This is a genomic window from Schaedlerella sp. (genome assembly GCF_056796775.1).
Genome location: NZ_JBQIKP010000006.1, coordinates 31,540 through 49,905, shown reverse-complemented (window position 1 = coordinate 49,905; position 18,366 = coordinate 31,540). Strand labels below are relative to the sequence as shown.

The window sequence follows — 18,366 nt, the reverse complement described above, 5'->3', positions numbered from 1 at the left end:
TTCATTCTCCTTTCACTGCCAGCCGATTGATCTGGGTGGCAATATAGCCTGCGCCGTAACCATTGTCAATGTTGACCACTGCAATTCCATTTGCACAGGAATTGATCATGGTAAGCAGCGCGGACAGTCCGTTCATACTTGCTCCGTAGCCGACAGAGGTTGGGACCGCTATAACCGGATGGCTGACCAGACCGCCGAGAACACTTGCCAGCGCCCCTTCCATGCCTGCAACGGCCACCACACAGTTGGCCCGCTGGATCACATCCAGGTGGGAGAGCATCCTGTGGATGCCGCTGACACCCACATCATAAATGCGGTTTACATTTGCCCCGAAGTATTCCGCCGTCTGTGCTGCTTCCTCAGCCACCGGGATATCCGCCGTGCCTGCCGTACAGACCGCGATCTCTCCGATCCGCGGCTTATCCTGCTTTTCAATTTTCAAGATATGAGAGACCTCATCGTAAGCCACCTGCGGCAGCACCTCCCGCACTACCTCGTACTGACGCTGCGAAGCACGGGTTCCGAATACTTCTCCATTCTCCTCATATAACCTTTTATAAATATTTTTCAGATGAACATCCGCTTTTCTGCTGCAAAATACGACCTCCGGGAACCCGGAACGGATCTCCCGGTATGTATCCAGCTTGGCATACCCCATCTCTTCATAGGACTGCTTCTGAAAATACCGCTCCGCGTCTTCCACCGACATCCCGCCGGATCTCACCTGCTCTAAAACCTCTCTCGCATCCATTCTCGTTTAAGATCCTCCAACAATCTTCTCACAACTCTACTTGAATATAAAAATTTCCTCAATCGGGGCCTCCACCACCCTGGAAATGTCAATCGCCAGCTTTAAAGACGGATTGTACCGCGCCTTTTCCAGACGCATGATGGTCTCCCGCCTTACCCCGACCTGGACAGCTAACTGCTCCTGCGTCAACTCCTTTCGCTGTCTGTATTTTTTCAGTTTACACTCAAAATCCGGCATAGCTCAATCCTCGCTTTCGGCAGTCTCGTCATCATGATCGTAGCGATACAGCAGATATTCACTGAGAAGCAGATATAGGCCAATCGTGAGTGACAGAATGATCCGCACTGCGATCAGCGTATATTCCGGATTTCCCATAAGATCCCCCCGCCCCAAAAGCAATGTGAGGATAAACAAAATGGACATCACAATTTCCATCGAAGCAAACTGAGCTTTTACTTTATTCTCCTTATACCGTTCATCCCGAAATGTATTAGACATTTTGCCTTCGAAGAAAAAGCCGAAAAAACCAAAAAATGCAAAAAATACAAATGCGGACATATTTTTATTAAAGCCATAATTCCAAAAACCTAAAAAGCCCAAGAATCCCAGAAAGCCCAAAAATCCCAGCTTCGGATTAATCTTTCTGGATGTAGATGACCGCCTGTCCCTCCGGTTATTTTTTATGATTGCTTTTACAAGGAGTATGAACAAATACAGCACGTAGATCCATGTAAGAAACACAGAAGCAATCATCGGCAGATCTTGAATCCGAAAAACATAGGCAGAATAGTCCATAGGCGCAACAATCCTTCCTTCATTATACATAGCAGAATACCACGAAGCAGCAATGTTAATGAGTATGCATATCAGTCCAAAAATCATAAGGAATCTAATTTTTGTTCGTTTCATAATTAAGCTCTCCTTTACGTGATATATTTATCTCTTTATGAGATAAATATATCACGTAAAGAATTGCCTGTCAATAAGGAAATGACAAATATATCTCTTCTTAGACTTTACCAGCTACATTCGTAAGTATAATACAAACATACATTTAAAATAATACAAAAAATCAAAAAGAAAAGCAAGCCCTATAGCCAGAAGTTGCATGACACACCTTGACCAGCTGTGACATACAACAGCCAGAATACAGCATTGACGGACTACACTTTCCAAGTTATAATGAGTGCGTTAACAAAGAATCGCATCAGGAGGGTACCGATGGCTGTTTTAACATACAATAATTATCTAAGACAATTATTGAGTAAATATGAATGTATTCTTGCTTTTGATACAGCTGCCGATTTTTTAGGTCTGACAAATGGCGGATACCGTTCTGCCGCTCAGATATTTGTTACGAAAAAGCAAAATATAGAAGGCACAGAGCAGATAAAAATTGATTCTTTCGAACAGATTGAATGTCAGGAATATCATGGGCTTCTTTGCACTACTGTTAATCAGACACTCATTAATTTACTTGAGCAAGATGGAGATGAGCAGGTCATTACGGAAAGCCTGGCAAATTATTATGAAGAAAATGGGCAATCCTTCGAAGCTTTAGAAATACCAGAGCATCTAAAGATTCGATTTAAAAAGTACAGCGAATGGAGATATTTAAAGTAAAAATGAATTGCTTAAATCAGGAAATTTTATATTATTTTGAGAAAGATCGTTTTCGCATTTTCACGGTATTAACGATCTTTCTCTTTGCTCAACTTTTGATCTGTTAGCAGCCAAATTATACTGCACCCATTCCTTATCAGCCACTTTCCATCATTTCCTTTATCGAAGCAGGATTGATCCGTCCCTCCATTGGGCCGAATGCCGCCGCATTGAGCGCCCCTGCTGCCGCTCCCATCTGCGCGGCTTCCTTCACACTCTTTCCCTGGACAAGCCCCGCCAGAAATGCCCCGTCAAAGCAGTCCCCCGCTCCGGTCGCGTCTGCCTGTTCCACCTGATAAACGCCCACCTCTTCCACACTGCTTCGCTGATAGATCCGGCTTCCCTTTGATCCATTTTTCAGTACCAAAATCTCCATCCGCGGGTATGTAAAGCAGGTCTTTACCGCCTCCTCCACATTCTCCTTTCCGGTGATCAGCAGCAGTTCCTCGACTCCCGGCAGAAAGATGCTGGTATGCTCCATCACCTCCCGGATCACCTCATGGATTGACGCATCCGTAAAAAGCTCCTTCCGAATATTCGGGTCAAAGGAGATTTTCGATCCCTCTCCGGCAAGCATACGCATGGCCTTCAGGATTTCCCGGGCAAATACCGGGCTTGACATCAGGGAGCATCCCATGATATGCATATACCTCACGCCTTCAAATTCTCCCTGCCCCGGAGCCTTCGCCTCTACAGCCGGTGTATTTCCCATATGGAAAATGAATTTTCGGGAACCGTCACTAAAATAAGTGACAAAAGCGCAGCCCGTAGCCCGCTCTTTACTTTCGATCACATGGCTGACATCCACACCATCTTTTCTCAGTCGCTCCAAAATGCATTTTCCAAAATCATCCTTTCCCACACCGCCGACGATCGCCGTCCTGCAGCCGAGCCGTGCAGCAGCGTCAATGCAGATGGCCGGCGCGCCGCTGGGATAGGGACCCCGAAATGTTCCGGCCTGATCAAGCGGTACGTCCTCCTGCTCCCGCATAATCTCAACGAGCATCTCTCCCATGGTTAAAATTTCTGTCATATGCTTCCCTTCTTTCCTCTAAGCGCAACCTTGATTACATGGTCTTTCCGATTTTCAAATAACTCATATGCTTCTTCTATCCGATCCAGCGAATATGTATGAGTGATCAGCGGCGTGGTGTCTATCTTCCCTTCCGCGATCAGCCGTAGAATCTCCTCACAGTCGCAGCCGTCCACCCCTCCGGTCTTAAAGGTCAGGTTTTTCCCGTACATTTCCGGCAGCGGAAGAACCTGGTCCTCCTCATATAGGGCCACTACCGTAACCACCGCATTGGGTCTTGCGTAATGCCATGCCATCCGGAATGTATCTTTTGTCCCGGCCACTTCCAGCACCACATCCGCGCCGCCATTTGGACAATTTTCCTGGATTGCTTTCTCCAGGCGATTCGGATCCACTGTGATCACATCCGGATAGTGCTTTCGGATAAAATCCAGTCTGTCCGGGTCCTTTTCACATACAATGATCTGTTTCGGACGTTTCAGCATCACGCAGAGCAGCGTACAGATTCCGGTAGGTCCTGCGCCAAGGATCAATACCGTATCCTCTTCTTTAATCTCAGATATCCTCGCTGCCCAAAACCCGGTTGCCAGAATATCTCCCGCAAAGAGGGCCTGCTCAAAGGATACATCTTCCGGAATGACCGTCAAGCCCTGGTCTGCATAGGGAACCCGGACATATTCCGCCTGTCCGCCGTCGATCCGGCATCCCAGTGCCCAGCCGCCGTTTTCATCCGTACAGTTGTTGACGTATCCATGCCTGCAGAAGAAGCATTCTCCGCAAAAGGTCTCCACATTGACCGCAACCCGGTCGCCCGGCTTTACGGACTTAACCTCCGCCCCTGTCGATTCCACAATCCCAACCATCTCATGGCCCACCGTAATGCCCGGCACAGCTTTCGGAACCGCGCCATGCTTGATATGAAGATCACTGGTACAGATGCTGGATAAAGTGACTTTGACAATAGCATCCTTTGGGTCTGTTAATTCTGGTTTTGGTTTCTGCTTTAATTGAAAATTGCCCTGAGAAACATATGTGTATGCTAGCATGGTAATCCCTTCTTTCTGGTTCTTACTCAAACCGAACTTGATGAAATTTTTATTAGGAATTGTCAGAAAATCATTGTTTCTTGTAAGAATTATTCTCTCCAATCTCGATCACATGCCCGTCCGGATCATAGATCCTGACCACCCGCTTTCCCCATTCATATTCTGTAAGCGGGGTCAGATAACGGACCAGCTTCGGATAATGCTCCAGCTTTTCCAGAAAATGATCCAGATTATTTTCTTCAAAGTACAGTTCCGCATCGCCGTCCCCCCGGACGGATTGTTTCCCGATCAGGTTGTCCCAGATCTTCCTCTCCTGGAGGACCAGCCCCTCCGTCAGGATTACATTGCCTTCAAAACGCACCGCAATATCCAGTCCAAACAGATTGTGGTAGAATTCTATAGACCGGTCAATATCATCCACAACAAGTAAAATATTTTTCAATTTCATCACGCTTCCCCCTAACTTTATGCAGCTAATCCGTACAGTAAAACACATGCTCAGTACAGTTTCTAAGCCTTCTTACACTTTTTTGCTGTCAGGTCATAGCTGTTTCCAATCATGATCCGAATCTCTTTATCCGGAATGCTTCCGTCCAGAATGATCGAGTTCCAATAGGTCTTGTTCAGATGGTATGCCGGAATGACCGACTCAAACGCATTACGCCAGAATGAGGTCCATTCCGGGTCGCATTTTACATTGACCCATATATACCCGTCCTTTTCGAATATCCAGGCAAATACTTTTTTATTTTCCTGATGCCGCATCACACACCAGTTGGGATCATGAAATGGATAATCCTCATATACTCCCGGATATTTTAAACACAGCTCTATGATCTCCTGCCTCTCTGTCAGCATCCTTCCCGGCCTCCCTCCGAAACTGTCTTTACGCGATCACATCATCCTCATCAATATTAAAGTTTTCAAAGAACTCCCTTCTTTTCGTCCTGATCAGGTTCACTTCCTGACACATAAACTCACAGCAAAAATCGTAAAAAGGCTTATTCGTTCCTACATCCTGTTTTTTCTGAAATTTCAAAGAGACATCGTAATAATTCACAAGCGAACCGTCCTCTGACAAATCTGCCGCAAATAAGAACGCATATTCGCAACCTGCGATCTCCTGAACTTCAAAAAATTTAGGCGCAATGAATTTCCAGTACAAAACCTCTCCCATGGGATGCCCCATATGATAATCTTTCCATTTTTCTTTCATATTATCATTTGTGCAAAAATGAACCAATTCTATCCCTGGATGTGTACTTTGTACTCTAAAGATTTTTTCATTTTCTTCCGTCTCTTTCTCATGGAATAAATGTTCTAAGAATTCTTTTTTGCTGCGTGCTTTCTTTAGGATCAGCTTATTAAAATCCTCTGCCGAAATCCGGTCTCCCACCTGATATTTTAATAAAATTGCATTTGCCTCGTCAGCCGCTTCCCCTTCTCCGTTTACATTTTCAATCGCCTGCAGTAATGTCAGGAGACGCTGAAAATCCTGCTTAATCTCGGCTTCATCCTGCAGTGGTTCAAACAAAGCCCCGCATTTCAGAGAAAAGAACATTAAAATCTCGTTTTCTTTTGTTTTGATAACGTAATATGTAGTTTTTCCGTCTTTATCTTCGGACGGCCCGTATTTCTCAAAATAAGATACGAGAGATGATCCCCTCTTACTTGCGAATGAATTAATAAGGCTTTCATTCTCTTCATTGGCTGATAATCTCTCGCATACAAAGCTGTCCAATATCCGTTCCTGTTCAACTGATATTTTCATTTGTCACACTTTCCTGGTATAACCCGTGTCAGCTCAGTCCTAACCTGGCACGCATCTCTCTTCGTTCCCGAATCCGATCGGCATCCTTTCTCATGTCCTCCAGACACATCGGATTATCACTGTTGTCGCTCTCTGAAATCCCCTCCCGGGAATGCTTCCATGCATATTCTCCATGTGTCAGTCGGCTCAAGCTCCATGAATCCTTCCATGCATATCCCTCAAATACTTTATTCATGATACATGCTGTACGCTCAATCACATCCTGCGGAATCGTACTGTAAAAGGTATCATCCCGATATGCAGAACGGATTTCCTTAATTACGGGTCCATATTTCCACCCCCAGAAAACAGCATCGAAAAGAGGTTCTCTGTTCTGTATCAAAGATTCTCTCTGTGCAAAGTACAGGAGCTTATGAAGCTTCATCTCATCAATCTTTGTGCCATATTCACTTTCATATCTGCTGCAGATATAGGAAGCAATATTCATTAAATTTTCCATAGCAACCTCCTTCTCATAATCTTATATAGTTGTAACAGTATACCACATTCCCCCAAAAATATCAGTACTTTTTTCATAATTTTTGAGGTCATTTCTTTTTGGCCGTAAACTCACGATCCTTCCCGGCCTCCCTCCGCAAATACCTTCATGGACGCCTCTTCCTCAAACTGCCTGGAATACAGTTCATAATAATACCCTCTTTCCTCCAGCAGCTCCCGGTGCGTCCCCTGTTCAATGATCTTCCCATCCTTCACCACAAGGATCAGGTCCGCCTGCCGGATCGTAGACAATCTGTGCGCAATGATAAACGACGTGTGCCCTTTCAGAAGCTTTCCGGTCGCCTGCTGGATGAGCTGCTCGGTCTGGGTGTCAATGGAGGATGTCGCCTCGTCAAGCACGAAGATGGCCGGATCCGCAAGGATCGCCCTTGCGAAAGATATGAGCTGCTTTTCCCCGGTGGAAAGCTTCCCGCCGCTCTCTCCCACATCGCTTTCATAGCCTTTTTCCAGCTTCATCACAACCTGGTCCGCCGACACGCTTCTGGCTGCCTCCTCAATCTCCGCGTCCGTAGCCGAAAGCCTGCCGTACCGGATATTTTCCCGGACGGTTCCGGAGAACAGATGGGGATTCTGCAGCACATATCCGATCTGGCTGTGGAGCCAGAGCTGAGAACGCTCCCGATAATCTACCCCGTCGATTAGGATCCGCCCTGATGTCGGCTCAAAAAAACGCCCCATCAGATTGACCAGCGTGGATTTCCCCGCGCCCGTCTCTCCTACAATCGCCACATTCATCCCGGCGGGCACATGAAGGTTGAAGCGCTCCAGCACATATTCCTTTCCATCCGGATACATAAAGGAGACATCCTCGAACACAATATCGCCTTTGATCCGTTCCCAGTTCTTCTGCTTCGGTGAAAATGCGTCTCCATATTTTTGGATCACATCCGCCCGGTCTACTACATTCGGCTTCTGCTCCAGCAGATCCGTCACCCGCTCAATATTCGCCTGACAGGAGATCAGATCCGCCAAAAGCCTTGCCAGCTGCTGGATCGGCTCAAAAATAATGACTGCATAGGAAATAAATACGGACAGCGTTCCCAGCCGCATGATCTCTTCCTGTACCATTACGCCGCCCCGCGCCAAGACCACTGCCGCCGCCACGGAGCTGAACAGCAGGATTGCCGGAATATAAACTGCGTTCAGCTTCGCGGATCGCCCCGCTGCCCGCTGCATTTCCAGCGTATGCTGAAAAAACGCGTTCTCATTTTCCTTTTCAATGCCCATGCTTTTTGATGTCTTGACTCCGGTGATCCCTTCATTGTACGCACTGGTGATCTGGGCGTTGATCTTCCTCACCTTCCGGTTCCAATGCAGGATCTTATTCTGGAAATATACCGTCAAAACCGCAATACACGGCACAATCAGCAGAATCACTACAGCCAGCCTGGCGTTCAGCAGGAACATGATCGTAAACACGCTGACCACATAGAGCAGCGCCCAGAACATATCCACCAGCCCCCATGCAACAATGGAGGCGATCCGCAGTGTATCGCTCATGACGCGCGCATGGATATAGCCTACCGGCGTCGTATTGTAATAGGAAAAGGACAGGGTCTGCAGGTGCTCAAACTGGGCCCACTTCAGATCCCTTCCCAGATTCATCTCAATGATGATCGCCGCATGGACTGAAATATAGACCGCGATTGTCTGCAGAACGATCACCAGACCGTAAAGCAGCGCAAAATGCCGCAGTCCGTCCAGGCTTCCGGGCGTAATGAAGCGGTCGATGGCATAGCTCTGGAAGAGCGGCACGACCACATCTACGCCGGCCAGGAAAATATTCAGTATAAAGGAGATTGCAAAATACTTTTTATATGGGCGGAAAAATGGAAGCATCTTTTTCCATGTCCGAAAGCTGAATGGTTTATGATACTCCTGCTCTTCATATGCCGCCATCCTCCGCGCCTCCTCCCTGCCATCGCAGATTGTTCTTTTCTTCTGACGCATGCCGCCTGCGCAAATCTGTCTCTGCGTCCGCATCCGTCTCCGTTTTCATCTGTTCCCGGTCATCCTGGCTCATCTGGATCTCGTAGATCCTGCGGTAGATCCCCTGCTTTCTGATCAGCTCATAATGCGTTCCCATTTCTTCCGCCTGTCCCTGGTTCAGCACCAGGATCTGGTCCGCCCCCATGAGAGTTGTGATCCGGTGGGAGATCAGGATGACCGTTGCCTGTTCCATCTCGTCGCCGAGAGCTTTTCGGATCAGAGAATCCGTCTCCGAGTCCACTGCCGAGAGCGAATCGTCAAACACCAGGATCGGCGCCTTCTGGAGCAGCATCCTGGCAATCGCCACACGCTGCCGCTGACCTCCGGAAAGCGTCACTCCCCGCTCCCCGACCAGGGTATCATAGCCGTCCGGAAAGCTCATGATCGACTCGTCCACACAGGCGATCTTTGCCGCGCGGCGAATTTCCTCCATGGAAGCATCCGGCGCGCAGGCCGCAATATTTTCCCGGATCGTCCTGGAATACAGGAAAGGCTCCTGCAATACCATACCTACATACTTCCGAAGCTGTTCCAGCGGGATCTCTCTGATGTCCTTTCCGCCGATGCAGATCCTGCCCTGCCCGTCCTCCAGCTCATAAAGACGGGTTAAAAGCTGCACGATGGTAGACTTTCCGCTTCCGGTCCCTCCGAGGATCCCAAAGGTATGCCCCTGCGGAATGGAAAAATGCACATCCGACAAGACTTCCTTCCCGGATTCATAAGCAAAATTCACATGCTCAAACCGAATATCGAAGGCATTTTCTGATTCCTGTGCCTGCACACTGGCATTACTATATTCTTCCTTTCTGCCTGAACATGTATACGCCTCTTCTTCCGCCCGTATGATATAATCCACACGCTCAAATGATACGCCGGCCTTGCTCATATCTGAAAGGATCCTCCCAAGCCCCCGGATCGGCCACACCAGCGTCGTATTATAGGATGCAAAGGCGATGAACTCTCCTACGGAAATCGTTCCGTGTACCGCCTCAATGGTCCCAAGGACGATCACCGCGACCACCTGGAATCCCGTGATCAGATCTCCCACGCCCCAGTACAGGCCGGATAATGTGCCCAGACGGATCCAGAGCTTCGCGAAAATATCATTCTTTTCTCGGAAACGGTCCATCTCGAACTTTTCCCGGCCAAAGGCACGGACCACCCGCACACCGGTCGCGTTTTCCTGGACCACCGTTGACAATTCCCCCTCCGCCTCATCTGCGTCCACAAATCGTTTGGCGATCAGGCGGTAAAACACAGCGGAATACAATACGACCACAGGCACAAAAGCCAGCACTATCAGCGACAATTTCACATTCATGTACAGCATCATGACAAAAGAGATCACGACCAGAAACACGGTGCGGAACACTTCCAGCAACTGGGTAACGACAAAGTTGCGTATCACCTCTACATCCGAAGTACACCGCTGGATGATGTCCCCGGTCTGGTTCTGGTCATGCCACTCCATCGGCAGCTTCTGCACATGGACAAACAGGGCGTCTCTTATATTTTTTGCAAAATTCTCCCCTGCCATGGCTGTATTGGACCGGCAAATGTACTGCGAGATCCCGGACAGCACCGCCACCGCGATGAGCAAAAGCGACAGGATCCAGAGATGATCGGACAGGTATCCATATTGATCGCTGCCCAGAACAGAATCTATGCTGAACCGGAAGATCTGGGGCGTCAGCGCGTTTAAAACCGTAGTCGCCAGAGACGCAGCAGCAGCGGCAGCAAAGTACCCCTTCGATCCGTCAAGGAAACGGCGGACCAGATTTAGTTTTCTGTATTTTGAGTCTATGTATTCCACGAGATTGCCCCTCTTCTTCTAATTGCGCTAAACACATTTATGTTGAAAAAGTAAGGCATATCAGATAAAGCTCCTGATATGCCTTATTTTTATTTACAATATTTTCTCAGCAATTCCAGCACTTCACTTTGCTTCAAATTTGTGACTTCTTTTTTAGCGTATACGGCTAACATATAAATCCATTATCGTTATTAACTGCATAATATATCATCCTGAAACCGTTTTTAGGACTTCTGTTGGCCTCAATATTAGCAACCATTACTTTAAATACATCTTCGCTATCTTCTTCCTCTGTTTTATTAACCATAGTATACCACTCCCGTCAATCAAAATCAATAACCAGCAGGGGGTTAAATTGTAACATATTATTCCATCAGGTCGATCACTGACACCGGGCAGCTGTCCCTTGCCTCTTCCGCCGCTTCTTTTGTCTCTTCCGTAACATCCGCGTAAGCTTCCGCCACGTCTTCCTCATTAAACCGAAATACCTCCGGGCAAGTGGAAACGCATGCTCCGCAGGAAATACACCCTTCATTTACCTTTGCTTTCATAAATCTTCCTCCTAAGAGTTTTTTTCATAGTCTGTTTTGCGCGACCTTTTCTTAGTATTCCCGGAAAATTTATGCTTATGCACGCTCTTTTTTCATGCAGCAGTGCTTATATTTTTTCCCACTCCCGCAGGGACAGGGATCATTTCTCCCAATCTTTTTCCCGCTTCTCACAAATGGCTTCTCGTCGTCATTCTGATGCACCACAGTTCCCATCACTTTCTTTTTTTCATCCGGATATTTTTCAAAATATTTCCCCCCGCTCATATATTTTGCGTGACGGATATATTGTTTCATCATGCTGCTTTTCAGATATCCCAGGTTCTTTCCATTTTGAAGCTGTTCCGCGAATTCCCGGATCTTTTCATAATACGCGGGGTATTCCGCTTTCAAGATCTCCAGCTGCGGCAGCACCTCCTGCCGTTCCTCAATCATACATAATTTCAGATCCAGCATCGCGTATGAGCGGATATCCATCGGCTCATCATCCATCTGAAAGAATACCTGCATTCCATGCTGCACGGTTTCTGTCAGACGCTGATCTGCCCAGATACGGTGATCCATATATTGCTCCTGTACTATAGCAAACATAGCCTGATCCTTTTCTGACACGCATACCTTTTCTACTGCCGAAAAAAAATCCCGGATCAACTCATGTGAGGATCCGCACAGCTCCAGATTCATGCTTATGGCCGTGCAGAATCCCAACAGAGTCTTCAGATGATCCGCTATATAAATGGAATATTGACGGATAAACTGGCTGCATTCTGCCAGCATGCCGCTGAAATCCGCTCCCTTTCTGCAGGACATCATCAATATTCCGCAATATGCGCTCAACACATCCTCTATCTCTTCCCTTTTCCAACGCCTGTCCTTTCTGACCAGCTCTGTCAGCACCTGGATCCCGCGGCTATATTGCTCATAATTATCACAGGATGTGGAAAAATCCAGTAAGAACCCATTGTCCCGACAGCCCAGCTCATAAGCCTTTTCATAAGCCATATAGGCCTTCCGGGTATAGCTCCGCTCATCATAGGAAATGGCAAGCTCTCTCCAAAACCATTTGTTTTCCGGTTCCCGTTTTACAAGCTCTTCGCAGCTTTTCACAGACTTTCCGGAATTGCCCGCACAGCGCTGGGCAAGCGCCAGATGATATAAAAACTGGATCTCCTCCGGGAATCGCTTCCATGCTTCTTCGCAGACATCCCGCGCTCTGTGCAGATCCCGCGCATTCCGGTATTTCCAATACAAGTCCAGAAATTTTCCCGCAAGAGGATCCGAGGGCCTGGGAAACATGGGTTCCTGGCCTTCCGTCTGTCCCTTTAAGCGCTCATACGCTTCCCGGATCTCCCGGAATTTTTCCGGCGATTCCTCCGGAGAATATTTTCTGACCAGGGAAAAATATGCTTTTTTTATTTCCTTCTGGGATGCTCCCTGTTCCAATCCCAGTGTCCTGTAATCGTCCATTCCCTGTCATGTCCCTTTCTTTCACAGCCAACCGATTCGTTTCTCGAAATTCCCTTCGCCGCAGGTTCTCTCACTCCAGCTCTTCCAGCATATCCAGAATATCCTCTTCCAGCTCTGCCGCCCGTTCCTCATCCTCCTCGATCAATGCCAGCTTCAGGTCATACAGGCAGCCCTCCAGATCTTCTCTGTACATCGGCATGCTCTGGACTGTCTCGCTTTTCAGCCTGCGCTCGGCCCTGCGGATCACCGTCCGGAATTCCTTTGCAAGAGAGGATTCCTTCCATTTGCTGACATCTGTCGCCGCTTCCGTAAAGAACTCCTCCTCATATGCCATCATGTTAATCTCAACCGACGCCTTCTCGCCCGAGCTCGGGATCCGCGCGCTGACCTCCAGCATTCCGTTCAGGTTGTAGGAAAATTCCACTTCGATCTGCTCCTCCCCCGCCCGCCGCATGGGGATGCCTGAGACAATGAACTCTCCCAGGAAATGATTCAGCCGCACGTCATCGTGTTCCCCCTGGTAAACCTCTATTTTCGCAGAGGTCTGATCGTCGTAGCTTGTATAGTAGATCCCCTTTCTGACAACAGGGATGGTCACATTCCTCGGGATCACAATGCTCATATAATGGGAAGCATCCTCGTACAGCGTCCGGATTCCCAGCGTATACGGGTTCACGTCCGTCATGATGATGCCCTCTTCCCGGCTCAATGTTCCCTGGATGATGCCGGCCTGGATCGCCGCCCCTTCCGCCACCGCGTAATCCGGGTTCACTGCTTTTGACGGCTCCTTCTGCAGATAAGCTTCAATATCTTTGTGGACCATCGGCATCCGGGTGGAACCGCCTACCAGCAGGATCCGGTCAATGTCCGAAGCCAGCACTCCACTGTCCGCCAGAACCACGTCAATAGGAGCGTGAGTCCGCTCCACCAGCTCCCGGGTCATTTCCTCAAACTGCTCCTGTGTCACGTTCTCCTCCAGAGCCAGCGGTTTTCCGTCCTTTTCCGCAATGAATGGAATCACGATCTGGCAGGAATCCCGGGTGCTCAGTTCCTTTTTGCACCATTCGGCCTGTTCCTTCAGCTTGACCATGGCCGCCGCGTCTTTGCTCAGGTCTTTTCCGTATTTTTTCCGGAACTGAGACACAAGCCACCGGATCAGACATTCATCAAAATCCTTTCCTCCCAGCCGGTTGTCTCCGCTGCTTGCCTTTACTTCCACTACGCCGCCGAACATTTCCAGAAGGGTCACATCAAAGGTTCCGCCGCCCAGGTCGTAGACCAGGATGTGGCTTTCCTCCTCCATATGTCCGATCCCGTAGCTCAAGGCAGCCGCCGTGGGTTCGTTGATGATCCGCTCCACCTCAAAGCCGGCCCGCTTCCCCGCTTCTACCGTCTCCTGCCTCTGCAGGTCGTCAAAGTAGGCCGGCACCGAGATCACGGCCCGGGAAATGTCTTCGCCCAGGGATTCCGATACATAGTCCTTTACATATTGGAGCAGCATAGAGGAGATTTCCACCGGCGTGTAATCCTTACTCCCCATACGTAGCTTTTCTTTTGTACCAATCTTCCGTTTCGCCTCGATCACCGTATCCTCCGGCGCAAGAAGATATTGCGCCTTCGCCTTTTCCCCAAATACAAGCTGTCCGTCTTTATCAACGCCTGCCGCGGAAGGTGTGATGACCTGTCCGTCAAAATTGACGATCATCACAGGTTTGCCATCCCGGATTACCGCCGCTTCGGTTGTCGAAGTCCCCAGGTCAATTCCTATAATCGTGTCTGCTCCCATCCTTTTTTCTCCTCCGTACTCTTTCTCTCAAAACTGCTTCCTGCCCTTTGCCGCGGTTCACGGCCAGTCCTGCCGTGAGTATCGCGCCGGCCGCAGCCGCAAAGCGGCATAATTCCTCATGCGGCTGTGTACTCAGTATAACCTGTTTTTATCTTTCCAGACGGTATGCCGCCACCCGGGCTTTCTTTATGACCTCTCCGTGCCGGATCATACCCGGGCTGTAAACCTGCGCAATGCGCATATCCTTCTCCTCCCCGGAGACCGCCCTGGCCTCGATCACCTCATGAAGCGCGTAGTCCACCTGCACTCCGGCCTCCTCAATCCAGGTGATCCCGCTGGATAATCTGGCGCCTTCCGCCGCTTTTTCCATCAATTCAAGCTGTGAGAGCCATTCCGGGGCATTCTGTTGGGCATACTGCTTCATTCCCCAGAGCTGTTCCCGGTACACCGACAGCAGCTTTAATAGCTTCTCCTGCTCTGCTTCCAGCTTCCTGATCTGTTTCCGGCTCTCTTTTTGCTCCTCCCGCTGTTCTTCCAGAGCATCCAGACAGTCCTCCAGAGCCATATCGTGCCGGCGGACATCCGAACCGACCTGCCGGACATCCTGGGAAAGGGTTTCCGAAAGCTCCTGCCCTTTCTTCATTTCCTCAGTAAGCTTCGTAAGCATCTCCTCTGTCTTCTGCCGGAACGCGCGCTCCTCCGCCTCTTTTTCCTCATTTTTAAAAAAAGACAATATTCCCATGATCCACTCCATTTATTTCTATATATCCACAGGGCCTTCTTGATTCCAGCCGCCCTTGGAACTGAAAAAAATAACTTATGTATCCCGGCTTCTCTATTTTCTACAATTCCTTCACCGTGTGGTACAGGTATGCCACAGGCAGTCCCACCACATTATAATAGTCGCCTTCGATCCGGTCAATAAAGGCCGCAAACCGTCCCTGGACTCCGTAAGCGCCCGCTTTATCCATGGATTCTCCGGCTGCGATATACCGGCGAATCTCCTCATCTGTCATTTCATGCACATAGACCTTCGTTTCCTCGGCATGGCTGATCGTACGCAGACTCCCGCTTCCGTCAAAATCCAACACCGCAACTCCTGTGTAAACCTGATGCATCCTTCCCTGCAGACTTTTCAGCATGGAAAATGCTGCCTCTTCGTCAGACGGTTTTCCAAGAATCTGCCCGTCCCGCACAACAATCGTATCCGCGCCCAGGATCACCACATTGCGAAGATGCGCTTCTCCTGTATCCAGCCCGGGAATAGAAGCCTGCTCCGCGCGTTCCTTTTCGCGCCGCTCCACTTCCTTTGCCACATGCTCTGCCTTCATCAGCGCCAGCTCTCTGACGATATCCTCCGGGCGGGTGCTCTTGTAATGCTCCCGCGCGTCACTGACTACAATCTCAAACTCGAGCCCGATCTGCTCCAGCAGTTCTCTTCTCCTTGGCGAAGCCGAGCCAAGAATGATCCTTTTTTTCATACTCTCAGACATTCCTTTCCTCCCATTATGCGGCTCCCAGCAGATAGCACCATGCCGGAAGCGTCACCAGCGACAGCACCGTGGTCACAAAGATCATCGCCGTAGCGTATTTCTCGTCACCGTCATACTTTGCGGACAGCAAAGCTGTCGTCACCGGGGCCGGCATTCCCGCGATAATCACCGTAATTCCCCGAAGAAGCGGGCTGACAGGCAGAAACCGTGTGATCCCGAAGATCACCGCCGGGATCAGAAGCAGGCGCGCCGCCGTATAAAATGCCATCGTCCCGTCCAGCATTCCCTTCGGTTCCATCTCCGCCAGCATCATTCCGATCAGCATCATGCTCAGGGGCGTATTGCAGCTGCTGATGGCGCTGACTGTATTTTCCAGGAACACTGGAAATCCAATCCCAGAAATCATGGCCGCAAGTCCTAGATAGATCGCCGCGACACAGGGATGCGTCAGCACCTTTTTCACCAGATTTTCCCGGCTGCCTTTCAAAAAGCAGGAAGTCCCGATGCTCCACATGACAATACGCACCGGAAGCATAAATACCGATGCGTAAAACAAGCCTTCCATACCATAGATTCCTTCAATCACCGGATTGCCCAAAAATCCGCCGTTGGACACGATCGTTCCGTACCTCAGCGGCTTCTGCCGCCGGGATTCGCTCCGGTGATAGAAAAGAAAGCTTATAAAAATGGAGATCACATTATAGCCAATGGACAACAGCAATACTTCCAGAAAAGCCGTAAGCATACCGGAGTCCCAATCCATCCGGAAGGAATGGAAAATATTGAACGGCAATGTAATATACAGGCAGAAGTTCACCAGCTCTTTCCGTGCAGTACCGCCGATGATCCCCTTTTTTCTCACGAAAAAGCCGATTCCGACAAGCAGGAACATCATCAGCTGCATATTTACCATATTCTGAAATGCCATAAAAACCCCCGCCCTCAATCCACATATATCCGCTCAGTACCCTCACGGATACGGCCGCTGTTTAGTATGCTTTCCCCCAGTAAACCATATGCTTCGCAGGCTTGCCGCAGCAGACGCATACGTCTGACAGGTGTTCCTCCTCATCCGGAATGCACCGGGAAGACGCGCCGCCTGTCTGCGCTTTGATCTCATCCTCGCAGGCTTCCTCGCCGCACCACATTGCCTTGATAAAGCCGCGGCTCTCATTGAACTTCGAATTCATTTCCTCCATGGTCACCGCGGAGTCAATGTGAGAATCCAAAAATGCTTTTGCCCGTTCGAACATGTCCTTCTGCATGGTCTCCAGGATTTCTCCCAATTTTTCAGTGATCTCGCTGATGGCAACGACCGTCTTCTCTCTCGTGTCGCGCCGCACTACGACTACCTGTCCCTGTTCGATATCCTTGGGGCCGATCTCGATCCGGGTCGGGATCCCCTGGATCTCCTGCTCACTGAACTTCCAGCCCGGAGCCTTGTCGGAATCATCAATCTTCGCCGCGTAGCCTGCTGCCCTCAGGGTATCCAGCAGCTCTCTCGCCTTGTCCAGTACCCCTTCCTTGTGCTGCGCGATGGGGATGACCTTCGTCTGTACCGGAGCGATCCTAGGCGGCAGCACCAGTCCGCTGTCATCGCCGTGTACCATGATGATGGCGCCGATGATCCGGGTGGACAGCCCCCAGGAAGTCTCATATACACTGTGCAGCTCATTATTTTTATCCGAATACTTGATGTCAAACGCATCCGGGAAGGAGCTGCCGAAGAAATGGCTGGTGGCGGACTGCAGCGCCTGCCCGTCATGCATCAGCGCTTCCACCGTATAGGTGTCCTGAGCCCCCGCAAACTTCTCGCTCTCCGTCTTGCGGCCGCATACCAGCGGGATCGCCAGATCATCTTGGATGAAATCCCGGTACACGTCGCGCATGGTCAGAGTCCTCTGCTCCGCCTCTTCAAATGTGGCATGGATCGTGTGTCCTTCCTGCCATAAAAATTCACGAGAACGCAGGAAGGGCCTGGTCGTCTTTTCCCATCGCAGTACGGAACACCACTGATTCCACACCTTGGGCAGATCCCGGTAGGACTGTACGGTCTTGCTCCACACATCACAGAACAGTGTCTCCGAAGTGGGACGGATGCAGAACTTATCCTGCAAAGGCTCCAGTCCCCCCTGTGTGACCCACGCAACCTCCGGCGCAAAGCCCTCAATATGGTCTGCTTCTTTCTGAAGCAGCGCCTCCGGTATCAAAACCGGCAGATAGACATTTTCTACTCCAGTATCCTTAAAGCGTTTGTCCAGATCTGCCTGGATCTTCTCCCAGATCGCATATCCGTTGGGAAGATAATTCAGACATCCCTTGACCCCTGAATAATCACACAGTTTTGCCTCCCGCACAACATCCGTATACCACTGCGCAAAGTCCTTCTCCCTGGAAGTAATGGACTCTACCAGTTTCTTTTCCTTTGCCATAACAATTCTCCTCTTAT

Annotated in this window: 20 protein-coding genes; 1 reads left to right on the top strand and 19 read right to left on the bottom strand. The window is 49.5% G+C overall.

Going from position 1 to position 18,366, the window contains the following annotated elements:
• Position 1: 1 nt before the first annotated feature.
• From larB to ACTOY7_RS04750, 3 genes are read right to left on the bottom strand one after another with little or no spacing between them, the layout of a single operon-like run.
• Positions 2 to 751 carry a nickel pincer cofactor biosynthesis protein LarB gene (gene larB / locus ACTOY7_RS04760; protein ID WP_160281363.1) on the bottom strand — a complete coding sequence of 250 codons (750 nt, stop codon included), beginning with the start codon at positions 749 to 751 and terminating at the stop codon, positions 2 to 4.
• Positions 752 to 787: 36 nt separating this feature from the next.
• Positions 788 to 988 (bottom strand): helix-turn-helix transcriptional regulator, encoded by a 201-nt coding sequence (locus ACTOY7_RS04755; protein ID WP_160281362.1) that lies wholly within the window; start codon positions 986 to 988, stop codon positions 788 to 790.
• 3 nt (positions 989 to 991) lie between these two features.
• Positions 992 to 1,576 carry a DUF2178 domain-containing protein gene (locus tag ACTOY7_RS04750; protein ID WP_482670374.1) on the bottom strand — a complete coding sequence of 195 codons (585 nt, stop codon included), beginning with the start codon at positions 1,574 to 1,576 and terminating at the stop codon, positions 992 to 994.
• A 396-nt stretch (positions 1,577 to 1,972) separates the two neighbouring features.
• Here ACTOY7_RS04750 and ACTOY7_RS04745 point away from each other — a divergent pair, with 396 nt between their 5' ends.
• Positions 1,973 to 2,374 (top strand): hypothetical protein, encoded by a 402-nt coding sequence (locus ACTOY7_RS04745; protein WP_160281361.1) that lies wholly within the window; start codon positions 1,973 to 1,975, stop codon positions 2,372 to 2,374.
• A gap of 136 nt (positions 2,375 to 2,510) precedes the next feature.
• Here ACTOY7_RS04745 and ACTOY7_RS04740 read toward each other — a convergent pair whose 3' ends face one another.
• From ACTOY7_RS04740 to proS, 16 genes are all read right to left on the bottom strand, one after another.
• Positions 2,511 to 3,446 carry a sugar kinase gene (locus ACTOY7_RS04740; protein WP_482670373.1) on the bottom strand — a complete coding sequence of 312 codons (936 nt, stop codon included), beginning with the start codon at positions 3,444 to 3,446 and terminating at the stop codon, positions 2,511 to 2,513.
• Positions 3,443 to 4,492, bottom strand: a complete 1,050-nt coding sequence (locus ACTOY7_RS04735) for an alcohol dehydrogenase (protein WP_482670372.1) — start codon at positions 4,490 to 4,492, stop codon at positions 3,443 to 3,445. Before ACTOY7_RS04735 ends, ACTOY7_RS04740 begins: the two co-directional genes overlap by 4 nt.
• 70 nt (positions 4,493 to 4,562) lie before the next feature.
• Entirely contained in the window at positions 4,563 to 4,940 is a 378-nt protein-coding gene (locus ACTOY7_RS04730; RefSeq protein ID WP_160281358.1) for a VOC family protein, read from the bottom strand.
• Between the two features lie 62 nt (positions 4,941 to 5,002).
• Positions 5,003 to 5,350: an MmcQ/YjbR family DNA-binding protein gene (locus ACTOY7_RS04725; RefSeq protein ID WP_482670371.1), complete on the bottom strand. Its 348-nt coding sequence runs from the start codon at positions 5,348 to 5,350 to the stop codon at positions 5,003 to 5,005.
• 28 nt (positions 5,351 to 5,378) lie between these two features.
• On the bottom strand, positions 5,379 to 6,263 hold the full coding sequence (locus tag ACTOY7_RS04720) for a hypothetical protein (RefSeq protein ID WP_160281357.1): 885 nt from the start codon (positions 6,261 to 6,263) through the stop codon (positions 5,379 to 5,381).
• Between the two features lie 28 nt (positions 6,264 to 6,291).
• A complete protein-coding gene (locus ACTOY7_RS04715) occupies positions 6,292 to 6,762 on the bottom strand; it encodes a Panacea domain-containing protein (RefSeq protein WP_160281356.1) in 471 nt (156 codons plus the stop codon).
• A 110-nt stretch (positions 6,763 to 6,872) separates the two neighbouring features.
• On the bottom strand, positions 6,873 to 8,720 hold the full coding sequence (locus ACTOY7_RS04710; RefSeq protein WP_482670370.1) for an ABC transporter ATP-binding protein: 1,848 nt from the start codon (positions 8,718 to 8,720) through the stop codon (positions 6,873 to 6,875).
• Positions 8,707 to 10,623, bottom strand: a complete 1,917-nt coding sequence (locus ACTOY7_RS04705) for an ABC transporter ATP-binding protein (RefSeq protein WP_482670369.1) — start codon at positions 10,621 to 10,623, stop codon at positions 8,707 to 8,709. Before ACTOY7_RS04705 ends, ACTOY7_RS04710 begins: the two co-directional genes overlap by 14 nt.
• A 166-nt stretch (positions 10,624 to 10,789) precedes the next feature.
• Complete coding sequence (locus ACTOY7_RS04700; RefSeq protein ID WP_160281354.1) at positions 10,790 to 10,930, bottom strand: hypothetical protein; 141 nt, start codon at positions 10,928 to 10,930, stop codon at positions 10,790 to 10,792.
• A gap of 58 nt (positions 10,931 to 10,988) precedes the next feature.
• Positions 10,989 to 11,174: a ferredoxin gene (locus ACTOY7_RS04695; RefSeq protein ID WP_160281353.1), complete on the bottom strand. Its 186-nt coding sequence runs from the start codon at positions 11,172 to 11,174 to the stop codon at positions 10,989 to 10,991.
• A 75-nt stretch (positions 11,175 to 11,249) separates the two neighbouring features.
• Positions 11,250 to 12,638 (bottom strand): DnaJ domain-containing protein, encoded by a 1,389-nt coding sequence (locus ACTOY7_RS04690; RefSeq protein ID WP_160281352.1) that lies wholly within the window; start codon positions 12,636 to 12,638, stop codon positions 11,250 to 11,252.
• A gap of 70 nt (positions 12,639 to 12,708) precedes the next feature.
• Complete coding sequence (locus ACTOY7_RS04685) at positions 12,709 to 14,424, bottom strand: Hsp70 family protein (protein WP_394682657.1); 1,716 nt, start codon at positions 14,422 to 14,424, stop codon at positions 12,709 to 12,711.
• 148 nt (positions 14,425 to 14,572) lie between these two features.
• A complete protein-coding gene (locus ACTOY7_RS04680; RefSeq protein ID WP_482670368.1) occupies positions 14,573 to 15,166 on the bottom strand; it encodes a hypothetical protein in 594 nt (197 codons plus the stop codon).
• Between the two features lie 100 nt (positions 15,167 to 15,266).
• Entirely contained in the window at positions 15,267 to 15,905 is a 639-nt protein-coding gene (locus ACTOY7_RS04675; RefSeq protein ID WP_482670384.1) for a Maf family protein, read from the bottom strand.
• A gap of 25 nt (positions 15,906 to 15,930) precedes the next feature.
• On the bottom strand, positions 15,931 to 16,845 hold the full coding sequence (locus ACTOY7_RS04670) for an AEC family transporter (RefSeq protein ID WP_394682655.1): 915 nt from the start codon (positions 16,843 to 16,845) through the stop codon (positions 15,931 to 15,933).
• 61 nt (positions 16,846 to 16,906) lie between these two features.
• On the bottom strand, positions 16,907 to 18,349 hold the full coding sequence (proS, locus tag ACTOY7_RS04665) for a proline--tRNA ligase (RefSeq protein ID WP_482670367.1): 1,443 nt from the start codon (positions 18,347 to 18,349) through the stop codon (positions 16,907 to 16,909).
• Positions 18,350 to 18,366: the final 17 nt, after the last annotated feature.